This is a genomic window from Rhodococcus sp. NPDC057135, from assembly GCF_042670865.1.
Taxonomy (GTDB): Bacteria; Actinomycetota; Actinomycetes; order Mycobacteriales; family Mycobacteriaceae; genus Rhodococcus_F.
Genome location: NZ_JBHUUU010000008.1, coordinates 88300 through 101820, shown reverse-complemented (window position 1 = coordinate 101820; position 13521 = coordinate 88300). Strand labels below are relative to the sequence as shown.

13 protein-coding genes are annotated in these 13521 nt (G+C 63.2%); 2 read left to right on the top strand and 11 right to left on the bottom strand.

Translation table 11 applies throughout. The features are described 5' to 3' along the window. Positions 1-24 precede the first annotated feature (24 nt). From ACFT1A_RS16800 to ACFT1A_RS16785, 4 genes are all read right to left on the bottom strand, one after another. Positions 25-1329 (bottom strand): hemolysin family protein, encoded by a 1305-nt coding sequence (locus tag ACFT1A_RS16800; protein ID WP_378447894.1) that lies wholly within the window; start codon positions 1327-1329, stop codon positions 25-27. Between the two features lie 21 nt (positions 1330-1350). After that, the gene (gene ybeY, locus ACFT1A_RS16795; RefSeq protein WP_003944525.1) at positions 1351-1893 is read right to left on the bottom strand and encodes an rRNA maturation RNase YbeY; all 543 of its coding nucleotides are present in this window, start codon (positions 1891-1893) and stop codon (positions 1351-1353) included. Positions 1894-1941: 48 nt separating this feature from the next. After that, positions 1942-3030, bottom strand: coding sequence for a PhoH family protein (locus tag ACFT1A_RS16790; protein WP_378447893.1), 1089 nt, complete (start codon positions 3028-3030; stop codon positions 1942-1944). 112 nt (positions 3031-3142) lie between these two features. Then, positions 3143-3838, bottom strand: coding sequence for a TetR/AcrR family transcriptional regulator (locus tag ACFT1A_RS16785; RefSeq protein ID WP_378447892.1), 696 nt, complete (start codon positions 3836-3838; stop codon positions 3143-3145). A gap of 128 nt (positions 3839-3966) precedes the next feature. Here ACFT1A_RS16785 and ACFT1A_RS16780 point away from each other — a divergent pair, with 128 nt between their 5' ends. Beyond that, positions 3967-5571 (top strand): MFS transporter, encoded by a 1605-nt coding sequence (locus ACFT1A_RS16780; protein WP_378447891.1) that lies wholly within the window; start codon positions 3967-3969, stop codon positions 5569-5571. Here the strand turns inward: ACFT1A_RS16780 and ACFT1A_RS16775 are convergent. From ACFT1A_RS16775 to hrcA, 5 genes are all read right to left on the bottom strand, one after another. Further along, complete coding sequence (locus ACFT1A_RS16775) at positions 5563-6339, bottom strand: alpha/beta hydrolase family protein (RefSeq protein ID WP_378447890.1); 777 nt, start codon at positions 6337-6339, stop codon at positions 5563-5565. The two genes, ACFT1A_RS16780 and ACFT1A_RS16775, sit on opposite strands and share 9 nt — an antisense overlap. Before the next feature lie 16 nt (positions 6340-6355). Continuing rightward, a complete protein-coding gene (locus ACFT1A_RS16770; protein ID WP_378447889.1) occupies positions 6356-7597 on the bottom strand; it encodes an Ig-like domain-containing protein in 1242 nt (413 codons plus the stop codon). Between the two features lie 123 nt (positions 7598-7720). Next, positions 7721-8482: a 16S rRNA (uracil(1498)-N(3))-methyltransferase gene (locus tag ACFT1A_RS16765; RefSeq protein WP_378447888.1), complete on the bottom strand. Its 762-nt coding sequence runs from the start codon at positions 8480-8482 to the stop codon at positions 7721-7723. 2 nt (positions 8483-8484) lie between these two features. After that, complete coding sequence (dnaJ, locus tag ACFT1A_RS16760) at positions 8485-9636, bottom strand: molecular chaperone DnaJ (protein WP_230813909.1); 1152 nt, start codon at positions 9634-9636, stop codon at positions 8485-8487. A gap of 80 nt (positions 9637-9716) precedes the next feature. Beyond that, on the bottom strand, positions 9717-10760 hold the full coding sequence (hrcA, locus tag ACFT1A_RS16755; protein ID WP_378447887.1) for a heat-inducible transcriptional repressor HrcA: 1044 nt from the start codon (positions 10758-10760) through the stop codon (positions 9717-9719). Between the two features lie 157 nt (positions 10761-10917). Here hrcA and ACFT1A_RS16750 point away from each other — a divergent pair, with 157 nt between their 5' ends. After that, on the top strand, positions 10918-11241 hold the full coding sequence (locus tag ACFT1A_RS16750) for a type II toxin-antitoxin system VapB family antitoxin (protein ID WP_003944521.1): 324 nt from the start codon (positions 10918-10920) through the stop codon (positions 11239-11241). Positions 11242-11273: 32 nt separating this feature from the next. Here the strand turns inward: ACFT1A_RS16750 and ACFT1A_RS16745 are convergent, their stop codons facing one another. Then, complete coding sequence (locus ACFT1A_RS16745) at positions 11274-11894, bottom strand: hypothetical protein (RefSeq protein ID WP_378447886.1); 621 nt, start codon at positions 11892-11894, stop codon at positions 11274-11276. 35 nt (positions 11895-11929) lie between these two features. After that, positions 11930-13156, bottom strand: a complete 1227-nt coding sequence (hemW, locus tag ACFT1A_RS16740; protein WP_378447885.1) for a radical SAM family heme chaperone HemW — start codon at positions 13154-13156, stop codon at positions 11930-11932. Positions 13157-13521 lie beyond the last annotated feature (365 nt).

Below are 13521 nucleotides of genomic sequence, written 5' to 3'. Positions count from 1 at the left end.
ACCTGCTCCTCGCTGAACACTCGCTCAGTCATCGGTGTCTTCTGTCTCTTCGTCTTCGGACCGCGGGATGCGCTGCACGAACACCGTGCTGATGCGTACCCGTCCCCGGCCCGTATTGGTTCCCTCGCCGCGCAGGATCAAACCGTCGTACTCCACTTCGGAACCGGGAAGTGGAACTCGGCCGAGTACGTATCCGATCAGCCCGCCGACGGTTTCGACCTCGTCGAGTTCGAGTTCGAGATCGAACAATTCGCCGAGGTCTTCGATCGGGAGCCTTGCGGATACGCGGAACATTCCGTCACCGAGATCCTCGATCGGCGGCGTCTCGTCCTCGTCGTATTCGTCGGCGATCTCACCGACGATTTCCTCGATGACGTCCTCGATCGTGACCAGCCCGGCGATTCCGCCGTACTCGTCGACGAGGATCGCCATGTGGTTACGGTCGCGCTGCATCTCGGCCAGCAAGCTGTCGAGCGGCTTCGAGTCGGGAACGAACACCGCGGGCCGCATGACGTCGCAGACGTTGACGTTTCGTCCGCCGTCAGGCAGGTGGTAGGTCTGCTTGACCAGATCCTTGAGATAGACGACTCCGAGCACGTCGTCGACGTTCTCCCCGATGACCGGCAAGCGCGAGTGACCACTCCGGACCGCCAACGACGTTGCCTGCCCGGCATTCTTGTCGTTCTCGATCCACACCATGTCGGTGCGGGGCACCATCACCTCGCGCGCCGACGTGTCTCCGAGCTCGAAGACGGACTGGATCATTCGGCGTTCTTCGTCGGCCACTACGCCGCGTTCCTGCGCCATGTCCACGAGTTCGCGCAGCTCGATTTCCGAAGCGAACGGACCGTTGCGGAAGCCCTTACCCGGGGTCAAGGCGTTACCGACGAGGATCAGGACGCGACTGATCGGCCCGAGCAGAACACCGATCCAGAGCAAAGGCAGAGACGCTGCCATCGCGATCGAGTACGCATGTTGGCGCCCAAGCGTTCTCGGTCCGACGCCGATGACCACGTACGAGACGAGAACCATGATCACCGCGGTGACGGTCAGCGCCCAGCCCAACGAGAGGACGTCGATCAGGCCGCCCACGAGTACGACGGTGGCCGTGATCTCGCACAAAATGCGAAGCAGGACCATCAGATTCACGTATCGCGGACGATCGGTCAGGATGCGTTGCACTCGCGCCGCACCGGCTCGCTCTTCCTTTGCCATCTCGTCGATGCGCGCCGACGAAATGGTGTTGAGCGCCGAGTCGACGGCCGCGAAGACACCACCGACCGGGACAAGAGCAATCGCCAGAACAAAGAGCGCTATGGCGCTACTCACTACAGAACCCCCGGATAACTGTTATCGGTCCACTCCGTCGACGAAACCCGTCTTACCCAGCAGCTTCTGATCACGTTCGGCCAGTGCTGCTTCGCGGTCGATACGGCGAAGGTCTTCGTACCACTCTTCGAGGAGGCTGTTCTGCAAGCCGAACATCTCCTTCTCCTCTTCCGGCTCCGCGTGGTCGTATCCGAGGAGGTGCAACACACCGTGAACTGTCAGGAGCGCCAGTTCGTGAGCCAGTGAATGCCCGGCCTTGTCGGCCTGATCCGCAGCAAAAGACGGACACAGCACGATGTCGCCGAGCATCGACGGCCCAGGCTCGGGGGAATCGGGACGGCCGCCCGGCTCGAGTTCGTCCATCGGGAACGACATGACGTCGGTCGGGCCCGGCAGATCCATCCAACGAACGTGCAGATCCGCCATCGTCGCGGAGTCGACGAGAACCATCGACAGCTCGGCCGCCGGATGGACATCCATCCGAGCGATCACGAAACGGGCAACGCTGATCAACTCCGGTTCGGAGATGTCCATGCCCGATTCGTTCGAGACCTCGATGCTCATGTGCGACGCTCTTTCCTGGGAAAAGTAGGGGTTGATGCGTCGCTCAGCCTACCGTCGCGGTGAATGAGCATGTGCAGCGCGGCGCTGCGCCCGGTTTCCGACCGCCAACTCGCCGGACCGATCCGATTCGTGACGCTCGTATGCGTCGACGATGTGGGAGACCAGCCGATGACGTACGACGTCGCTGCTGTCGAGAGTGGCGAAATGAATATCGTCGATCCCGGTGAGGATTTCGGATGCCGCACGCAGACCCGAACGGGCCCCACCCGGCAGATCGACCTGGGTCACGTCTCCGGTGACCACGATCTTGGAACCGAACCCGAGACGGGTCAGGAACATCTTCATCTGCTCGGCCGTGGTGTTCTGCGCTTCGTCCAAGATGATGAAGGCGTCGTTGAGCGTGCGGCCACGCATGTAGGCAAGCGGAGCGACCTCGATGACCCCGGCCTGCATCAACTTCGGAATCGCCTCGGGATCCATCATGTCGTGCAATGCGTCGTGCAGCGGGCGCAGGTACGGATCGATCTTCTCGTGCAACGTGCCGGGCAGAAAGCCCAGTCGCTCGCCGGCCTCGACTGCCGGCCTGGTCAAGATGATCCGAGAGACCTGCTTGGCCTGCAACGCCTGTACGGCCTTGGCCATGGCGAGGTAGGTCTTGCCAGTACCGGCCGGGCCGACTCCGAACACGATGGTGTTCTCGTCGATGGCGTCGACGTAGCGTTTCTGGTTCAGAGTCTTCGGCCGAATCGTCTTGCCCCGACGCGAAAGAATGTCGAGGGAGAGGACCTCGGCCGGAGACTCGCCGACCTCGTTGGTGAGCATGCCGATGGTTCGCCGGACAGCATCCGGTGCGATGGGCTGACCCCGACCGGCCAGCGACGCCAATTCACTGAACACACGTTCTGCCAGCGCTACATCGGCAGGCATTCCGGACAAGTTGATGGTTCCGCCACGTACGTGAATGTCGGCACGAAGCTCACGTTCGATCGCGGTGAGATTCTCGTCCGTCGCCCCCAGGATTTGACGCACGGTCTCCGGCGCCAGATCCATACTCGAACGGACAGTGCGCTCTGCAGGCAGAGCGCGCTCGGTGATGGTGGTTACACGGTTCCCGTCGAGTTCACTGTGTTCACTCACGTGGTGAATATGGCCTGCTTTCTGGTCCGATCAGCCCACTCGACTCGTGAGCCTCGATACTTCGAAGTCTAGCGCCAGAGTCGGACACGGCCCACTTGTTAATCGTCGCGGCTCAATCCTCGCGGCGACCGGACGGCAGCGATTCTCGGATCCATTCCGAGGCTTCGGCGACAATCTCGGCACTTCGCTCCGGACTGATACCAGCGATGACCAGGCACACCGCGGCAAAGGATTCGCCGGAGTCCGTGATGAGCCCACTGTTGGCCTGATCGAACAAAGTGATCGTGATCGCCTCGGTCATCGCCACCAAAGTCTCGGCCGGCAAGTACGTCGAGAACGTCCCGTCACGCTGACCGCGCTCGACGACGCTGATACTCACTGCGCGCGCGGGTTCCATCAGATCGAGAATCCGCTGCTCCCCCAACTCTTTGCGAGCAAAGCTGAGCAGCATCCGGAATCGATCGCCGACCGGCCACGACAGCAATGCAAGTACGGCAGTCGCCAGATCCGGTCGCTCGGGTGGCTCACCGGCTTTGCTCAGCGCGGCAACGAGATCGGTCGACGCCTCGTCCACGATGCCGTTGATCAGGGCCTCACGGCTGTCGAAATGCGCGTAGACGGTTCGCCTGACCACACCGGCGGCCTTCGCGACGTCGTCCATGCTCGCATCCGGATCGGCGGCGAATGCGGTGATCGCCGCCTCGATGATGCGATTGCGATTGGCCGCGGCCTGACTACGACGCTGTCGTCCGCCCGATTCGGTAGTTCCCGAAACGACTGTGCCCGAGTGCGTCAACGCGCGTTCCACCTCTTTCGACTGCCCAACTGTGATCTAGATCAATCATAGTTGCACATCGGTGTGCAAGTTATTAACTTACACATCAGTGTGCAAATAGATCGAGGAGTCTCTTCGATCATCAGGAACGGAGTCGCGCCATGACGACACTCATGAGCAAACCTGTCTCGGAGATGGACCAGCCGTACTCACGGCGATGGGCCGCCCTGGGGGTGTTGTGCCTGAGCCTGCTGATCGTCGTGATGGCCAACACCGCGCTGATCGTCGCTGCTCCGGACATGACCAGAGACCTCGGCCTCACCAGCACTCAACTCCAATGGGTCATCGACGGCTACACGGTCCCCTACGCCGCGCTGATGCTGCTGTTCGGCGTGATCGGTGACAAGTACAGCCGCCGTGGAGCGCTTCTGGCCGGACTCGCCGTGTTCGCCGGCGGCGCCGTGTTCGGCAGCATCGCTGACACCACCAACGCTGTCATCGCGGCACGAATGATCATGGGCGTCGGCGCCGCGATCATCATGCCCGCGACGCTCTCCCTTCTGGTCGCAACCTTTCCCAAAGCGGAGCGTTCACGCGCCATCGCGGCGTGGGCAGCGACGTCGGGTCTCGCGATCGCGCTCGGCCCGCTGCTGGCCGGATGGATTCTCGACAGCCATTCCTGGAGCGTCACTTTCCTGATCAACGTCCCGATCGCCGCGGTCGCTGCCGTCGCCGCGATATTCCTGGTGCCGCCGAGCAAGGCAGAGCACCTGGGCCGGATCGACTGGATCGGCGGCGCACTCTCGGTGGTCACCATCGGCTCGCTCGTGTACTCGATCATCAACGGATTCCACTTCGGGTGGAGCGGCGGACCCATCGGTGCCGCTGCACTCGCCGCGATCGGCCTCGTCTCGTTCGTGGTCTGGGAACTGCGCCACCCGCAGCCACTGCTCGACGTCCGTAAGCTCGGCCAGCGCATGGTAGGCGGCGCGACGCTCGCTGTACTTCTGTTGTTCCTGGCCGCCTTCGGTGCCATCTACTTCATCTCGCAGCAATTCCAGTTCATCCTCGGATACGGGGCACTCGAAACCGGTGTTCGTCTGCTGCCCTTGGCAATTGCCGTCTCGATCGGCGCAGTGGTCAGTGGCCGGGTCACCCCACTGATCGGCGTCCGAGCGTCCATCGTCGGCGGCATGGTCGTCGCAGCGATCGGCGTTCTGATTCTCACGCAGGTCGACGGCGATTCGGGCTACTGGATGTTCGCAGTCCCACTGATCCTGCTCGGCCTGGGCATCGGCCTCAGTGAACCGCCGGCCACCGACGCCATCATGGACAACTTCTCCGAGGACGATCTCGGCGCTGCGGGTGGCCTCAACGACACCGCCATCGAACTCGGCGGCTCGCTGGGAATCGCGATCCTCGGCTCGATCCTCGCTGCGAGCTACAAGGATTCGATTGCCGGATTCATCAATGGCATGCAGGTTCCGCAGTTGACAGGCGAACTTGCGCAACAGGCCGCGTACGCGATGGAGGTGTCGGGCGAATCCGTCGGCGGCGCTTCGTTGGTCGCCGAAGAGATGGCAGGCAACCCGTTGGCTGCAGCTCAGGCACAGCCGTTGCTCGAGGCGGCCGGCAGTGCCTATGCCGACGCGATTTCGGCGGCCAGTTGGGCGGGCGGGCTTGCCCTGTTCGTGGGCGCAGTTGTCGTCGCGTTCATCCTGCCGGGCAAGAAGGTCCCCGTGCAAGAAAGCCCTGTGTCAGTCTGACGTGATCGGAGCCAGCGGGTCTTCGGCGAGAACCAACTCGCGGGAGACCCGCCAGGACTCGGTCGAGGGTGAAAGAAAGGCATCGTGTCCTTCGCCCTCGATCACACGCAGCGCCACGGGATCACCAGCCACTTCGGCAGCTTGTGCATACCGAGAGCTCACCTTGGCAGGCACCTGCAGATCCTGCGCACCCGTGAGGCACACAACGGGAACGCCGATCGGCAGTCGATGCTGCGGCGACGCACTGCGATACAGATCCGGGTCCGCGTCGAACGGAACGCCGAACAGATCCTCGATGAAACTGATCCGTCGTCCACGCTCGCCTGCCGACGCCAGATCGAGTGCGGCAGCCTGGGCAACGACCCGTTCGGGTCGGGTGAACGTATCCTTTTCCCCCGCCAACCACACTGCGAGATGTCCGCCGGCCGAATGCCCGAGCAGGCGTACCTGATTCAGATCGAATTCGGCCGAAGACTTCGCGGCAACCAGTCCGGGGATCTCGTCGTACGCGGCTTTCACGTCGGCGGACATCTCCGGCCAACGACCGCCCGCCCCGAGACGGCGGTATTCGATGTTCCACACCGCGACGCCGTGACGCGCGAGTTCGATGGCAAACGCGGTGCCCAGAGTCAATCCGTACTGCCCGCTCCAGAAGCCGCCGTGGATCTGCATGACGATCGGGATCGGGCCGTCAGCGGCTCCGTCGGGAACGTAGAGATGCCCGAACTGCTGCTCGTGTGGACCGTAAGGAATCTTGAATCGAGGCACCGGAGGAAATCTTTTCTCAGGCGAGGGCGCTGCCTGCGGCCCAGTCGGCCCACGAGAGCGTCCAGTCGCCGTTCTGCCAGACCTCCAGCGGAGCGCCGCCGGTGTTCTTGATCTCGACGACGTCTCCTGGCTGCGAGAAATCGAAGAACCATTTGGCATTGGCCGCACTGAGATTGAGGCAACCGTGCGAGGTATCGGTGTTTCCCTGCGCCCAGACGGTGCTCTCCAACTCGTGAAGATAGATGCCGTCGGTGCTGATGCGGGTGGCCCAGTTGATGGATTCCTTGTACCCGAGGCGCGAGTTGATCGGCAGGCCGTAGGTCGACGAATCCATGATCACGGGATTGGCCTTGTCCATGACGGTGTACGTGCCGGGCTGGGTCCAGAACGAGAGCGTCGTGCCGCCGATCGTCTCGGTGCCGCCCATTCCCATCGAGGTCGGCATTTCCTTGATCACCTGACCGTTTTCGTAGACGGTCACCATCTTGGTGTTGTCGTCGGCGACCGAGACGTGGGAGTCACCGATCTTGAAGGACACGGTGTCGTCCTGCTGGCCGTACAGACCGTTGCCCAACTGCTTGCCGTAGATGTTCGCGTTCACCGACACCGTCGTGCCTGGTGCGTAGTAATTCTGTGGTCGCCAGTGAACGTTCTGACCGTCGACCCAGTACCACGATCCCTGTACCGGCGGATTCGTGGTGACCACCAGAGACTTCTCGGCCGCGGCCTTGTCACCGATCAACTCGTCGAAGTGGACGGCGACGACCGTGCCGACGCCGTACGTGCCACTGTCCGAGATCGAGGCGCCGCCGGTGGTGTTGATGTACGCGCGAGTCTGATTGCTCGGAGCGACCGTCGTCAGCGTCGTGTTCTTGGTCGTGGCAACACCATTCGCATCGACGGCGTCGACGATCAACTTGTAGGTCTTGCCGTACCCGAGCGGTTCGCTCGGCTTCCAGGACGTCTTGTCCGGCGTCGTGATGCCGGCGACTTCCTTACCTTCGGGATTGGTCAGCGCGACGGTCGTCAGCGTTCCCTTCGCGACCTGGACCTCGATGGGATCGAGCGGACTCACCGGGGTTCCGCCGTCCGCCGGTGTGACGGTGACGAGCGCCTCGCTGGTCGGTGTGGTGGTGGTGACGGCACTGCTGGAGGAACCCGTGTTGTCTCCGGTGGAGACTGTGCACCCCGCGACCAGCATCATCGCCGCCGCGGCACACACCGCTCCAACGATTCGCATATGCGCACGTGACAACATCTGGCCTCCTGAAATCCCCGAACCAACTCACGCCGAAGGCGACCCCCGACGTCCCTACGATAGTGCGCAAATCTGACACTTCGCTGAGCGCCGGATCCGATTCAGCTCGGGATCACAGCAAGATCAGTGCAGTGGTCGCGGTCCCCAGCGATCGGTCAGCACTCCGATTGCGCCCAGCGCAACGGCTCCGGCGGTCGACGTGCGCAGGACCGTCGGGCCGAGAAGCACCGGAGTGGCCCCGGCCTCCGACAACGCACTGATCTCCGAATCGTCCAGTCCACCCTCGGGACCGACAACCAGAAAGACCTCGTCCGCGCTCGCGAGCGGCAAGCCGGCCAACGGCGTCGTCGCCGATTCGTGAAGCACCGCAACCACAGCGCCGCGGGCAACGGCGTCGCGAACCAATGTGATCACCGCCGCCGTCTTGTGCAGCTCCGAAATCTCCGGGACGAATGCGCGCCGAGATTGCTTCGCCGCAGACACGGCGGCACTTCTCCAGCGTGCGACGCCCTTGGCGAGCTTCGGTCCCTCCCACTTGGCCACACACCGCAGGGACTGCCACGGAATCACCGCGTCGATCCCCGCCTCGGTCGCCAGTTCGACGGCCAACTCGGAACGCTCGGCCTTGGGAAGTGCCTGAACAAGTGTCACCAGCGGCTTCGGCTGCTGCAGAACCTGGACGTCACTGACCAACAGTTCCAGGCGATCCTTGCCGACGCTCGTCACCTCGGCATCGGCTACCCGGCCACGACCGTCGGCCAGAACCAAACGCTCTCCGACGCCGATCCGACGGACGGTCGCCGCGTGGCGACCCTCCTGCCCGTCCAGAATTGCGATTTCACCGACTCCGGGAACCGGGTCGAGAAAGAAGACCGTTGCGGCCACCGTCAGCGGCCGCTGAATGCTTCGCGAAGACGCGAGAACAATCCACCGCTGTTCTGCGAGTTGGTCGAGACAACTTCGGCCTCGTCACGATCGCGGAGCAGCTTGAATTCCTTGAGCAGCTTGGACTGCTTGTGATCGAGGCGACTCGGGATGACCACTTCGAGGTGAGCGTGGACGTCGCCGCGCACTCCCGACCGCAGTTTCGGCATGCCGTGACCACGAAGAACAGCAACGTGCCCGGGCTGGGTGCCTGGCTCGATGGTGATTTCCTTGGGGCCGTCGATGATGGTGTCGACGGTGACAGTCGTGCCGAGCGCTGCGTCGACCATCGGAACGCGGATCGTGCAGTGCAGGTCTTCACCGTCTCGAACGAAGACGTCGTGCTGCTGCTCGACGATCTCGACGTAGAGGTCGCCGGGGTGTCCGCCGCCTGGGCCCACTTCACCCTGCGCGGTCAAACGGATGCGCATGCCACCGGCGACGCCCGCGGGAACCTTCACGGTGATGTCACGCTTGGCCCGAACTCGGCCGTCGCCGCCACACTTGTGGCAGGGATCCGGGATGGTCTCACCGGCACCGCGGCACGTCGGGCAGGGACGCGAAGTCATGACCTGGCCGAGGAACGAACGCTGGATGGACTGAACTTCACCGGCACCGTTGCAGGTCTCGCAGCGCACCGGCTTGGAGTCGCCGTTGGTTCCGGCACCGGTGCAGCTGTCGCACAGGATCGCCGTCTCGACGGTCACGTGCTTGCTGACGCCCGTCGCACATTCTGCGAGGGTGAGCTTGGTGCGAAGCAACGAGTCGGCTCCGGGCTGAACGCGACCGCGCGGGCCACGTCCTGCGCCGCCACCGCCGCCGAAGAATGCTTCGAAGACGTCGCCGAGGCCACCGCCACCGAATCCGCCGCCGAAACCGCCACCTCCGCCGCCACCGGACTCGAGCGGGTCTCCGCCGAGATCGACGATGCGACGCTTCTCCGGGTCGGTCAGGACCTCGTAGGCCGTCGAGATCTCCTTGAACTTGGCCTGCGCCGCCTCGTCAGGGTTGACGTCCGGGTGCAGTTCGCGTGCCAGCTTGCGGTAAGCGCGCTTGAGCTCCTGGTCTGTCGCGTTCTTGTCGACGCCGAGCAATCCGTAGTAATCCCGTGCCACGTTGAGTCTCTCGTCCTTCTCTTACTTCTAGGTTTTCCTCAGTCCTCGCGAGGAGGTGTGTCGACGAATGTCGACGTCCGTCATCGCTCGGAGAGAACTTCGCCGATGTATCTGGCAACGGCGGCAACCGATGCAATTGTTCCCGGATAGTCCATCCGAGTGGGTCCGAGCACACCGACACCACCGAAAACGGTACCGGCCGCGCCGTAGCCAGTCGAAATCACGGAGGTTCCGCGCATCTGCTCGACCTGCGTCTCTTCACCGATCTGAACGGTGACCGTGCCGGAATTCTGCGTCGCAGCGAGCAGTTTCAGGACCACTACCTGCTCTTCCAGTGCCTCGAGTACTGCGCGCAGCGATCCGGGAAAGCCGGCCAGACCGGAGAAATCAGAGGCGTTGCGCGTGAGGTTGGAGGTTCCGCCCAAGACCAAGCGATCTTCCGGATGCTCGACCAGGGTCTCGACCAGAACGGTTGCCGACCGGATCACGGCGTCGCGCAGGTCGGCCGGAGATTCGTCGGCCAGTTCCGCCACGGCAATCGACGCGGCGGCCAGGCGCTTGCCTTCCAGTGCTCCGCCGAGAAGCGTGCGCAACCGGGACAGATCCTCGTCTTCGAGAACGTCCCCGAGTTCGACGATTCGTTGATCGACGCGGCCGGAATCGGTGATGAGAACGAGGAGCAGACGCGCGGGCGTCAGCGCGACCACCTCCAGGTGGCGAACCGACGATGCGGACAGCGACGGGTACTGGACAACCGCGACCTGACGGGTCAGTTGCGCGAGCAGTCGCACACCGCGACGCAGAACGTCGTCGAGGTCGACGCCTGATTCCAAGAACTCGAGGATCGCTCGACGCTCCGGCCCGGACATGGGCTTGACGTCGGCGATGCGATCGACGAACTCGCGGTATCCCTTGTCGGTGGGGACGCGCCCGGAACTGGTGTGCGGTTGGGCGATGTAGCCCTCGGCCTCGAGGAATGCCATGTCGTTGCGCACAGTGGCGCTCGACACTCCGAGGTTGTGACGCTCGACCAGTGCCTTGGACCCGACCGGGTCCTGGGTGGAGACGTAATCGGCCACGATTGCACGTAAGACCTCGAAACGCCTGTCGTCGGTACTCGACATCGTTGCCACCTCCGTTTCCTGAACAGAACGAACACCGACATTTACACATCGGTTCCCACTGGCAGTCTAATCGCCCGAGCGCCAGAGACGGCTGTTGCCCTTACTGTGGAGTGAGATCGGTGAACGGCCGATCGCACAACCACGGACAAGGCGGCACATGATCTTCAAAGGCGTGATGGACGGCAAACCGTATCCCGATCACGGACTGTCTCTACGCGACTGGTCGAAGTTCCCTCCACGTCAGGTTCGACTCGACGAGATCGTGACCACCACGAAGGTCCTCGAACTCGATCGCCTGCTGTCGGAGGACTCGACCTTCTACGGCGATCTCTTCCCTCACGCAGTGCAATGGCGCGGCACGCTCTACCTCGAGGACGGCCTGCACCGAGCGGTTCGCTCCGCCCTGCGAAACCGCGTCGTACTGCACGCGCGTGTCTTCGACTTCGACGCAATGCCCGGTGTCATCGAGGGCGTCCGCTAACGCCCGGTGTCATCGAGGGTGTCCGCTGACGCTCAAGCGACAGTCACGAGCAGCGCAGGAGTCGTTTGCCCCGGCCAGGTTCCAGTGAGCGTTTCCGAGTCCGAGACTCGATCTGCGTCGATCGCCCTCGCCACAGTCAGTTCCAGACCTCCCGCGCTGATGATCGTGTCGGTGCCGACTGTCGAGCAGGTCACCGATTCGACGACCGGTACCGACGCCCCGGCCTTACCGCTGCCCGTGACGTGCGCGGTCACCGGAATGTGATCGCCCGAATCTGCGAAGACCAATTCGACCCCGGTACCGCCGGTGAGAATCGCGGTCGCCAACGCGGTCACGTAAACCGGATCACAGCACGCGTCGTACACCCACCGCTCGCCCAGCACCGAATGATCCATGGTTGCGATCAGTGCGGCGTCCGCCCCGGCCAGCGGAGCACCACGGTAGGTGAGAGGGACCTGAAGAATTCGACCGTCTGCCGAGCGGAGCAGGTGCGTCTCGATTCCGACCTCACCGTCCGGGTCGTCGAAACGATAGGCGTCGACGCGTTCGAGCGTCGAACAGTCGACCGAGCCGAGCCACGGTTGCGTGGGTACCCACGCTCGGAGCAAGTCGTTCTTGGACGGATTCAACTGCGCACGATGAATGATGGCCACCACGGCCACATTACGCGGCGAAGGATGGTGGCGCGTCAGGTCAGGATCGTGCGAATCACCGCATCGGCGAGCAGGCGACCACGGTCGGTCAGAACCACGTGATCTTTCTCGATCAGAGCCAACCCGTCGACGACCACTTGATCGGCCGAAACCCGTTCGGATGCAGACAGTTCCGAGAGCGGAAGCCCGGTGCGCAAGCGTGCGGTCAACATGACGCGCTCCATGTGTACGTCCTCGGCCGTCAGTTCTTCACTGCCGCCGACGGGAAGTTCACCGAGCGCCAACTGTTCCGCATACCGCGCCGGGTGTTTGACGTTCCACCACCGCACTCCACCGACGTGACTGTGCGCGCCCGGTCCGGCACCCCACCAGTCACCGCCGTCCCAGTACCCGAGGTTGTGTCGGCAACGGGTGTCACCGGAGTCCGCGGTTTCCGCTTTTGCCCAATTGGAGACCTCGTACCAGTGCAAACCCGCTTCGGCCAGGCGTGAATCGATTCGTTCGTATCGTGAGGCCAGCACGTCGTCGTCCGGGGCCGGCAACTCGCCGCGCCTGACCTTGCGAGCCATCGCGGTGCCGTCCTCGACGATCAGCGCGTAGGCCGAGACATGGTCGACGTCGGCGGAGAGAACCGCATCGAGTGAGGCGTCGAGATCCTGGTCGCGCTCCCCCGGCGTTCCGTAGATCAAATCCAAGTTCACGTGCGAAAAACCAGCTGCGCGAGCCTCTTTCGCGGCAGCGACGGCGCGGCCGGGAGTGTGCGTGCGGTCGAGGATCTTCAGCACGTGCTGAGCCGCGGACTGCATGCCGAGGGAGATCCGGGTGAATCCGGCACTGCGGAGAGCACCGAAGAATTCCGGCGAGGTCGATTCGGGGTTCGATTCCGTGGTCACCTCGGCGCCCGATGCCAAGCCGAAACTGCTGCGCACCGCCGACAGCACGTCGGACAGTCCGTCGCCGCCGAGCAACGACGGTGTTCCGCCACCAACGAACACCGTCTCCGCCGCCGGGGCGCCCGTCATCTCGGCTGCGAGATCGAGTTCGCGCCGCAGACCTTCCAACCACGACTGCGGCGACGCCGAGGTTCCGAGTTCACCGGCCGTGTAGGTGTTGAAATCGCAGTACCCACACCTGGTGGCACAGAACGGGACGTGGATGTAGATCCCGAACGGCCGTTTCCCGACACCCTCGAGCGATCGCGCGGGCAAGGCGAAGGGTGTCGCCTCGCTCTGTCGAGTGGGAGTCGTGCTGGTGGCATTCACGGCTCCAGTGTCCCAGCATCCGGAACACACACCTATTCAGCCTGCGATGCAGGTCGGCACGTGGCTTGAACTCGATATTTCCCCCGTTTTTCGTGGAAATATGTCCCCGAGTCGGAATTATCGAGTTGACGTGGCACAATGGTCCGCATGACCGGACTCGGAGTGCGACTTGTGGCGCGTCGCCATGTCGACTTCAAGCGTGTGTGCAGCTCGTCGTGTCTGCACCTGTGTAGCTGTTGATCTTTCACTGATCTTCCAGCCTTTCCCGCTCATCTCCATCTGCTTCACCGAAACAACTCTCTGCAGAGACACTTCGTTTCAGAGATACAGCTTCTCCAGCTGTTCGTTTTCGTGAGCACACCTGC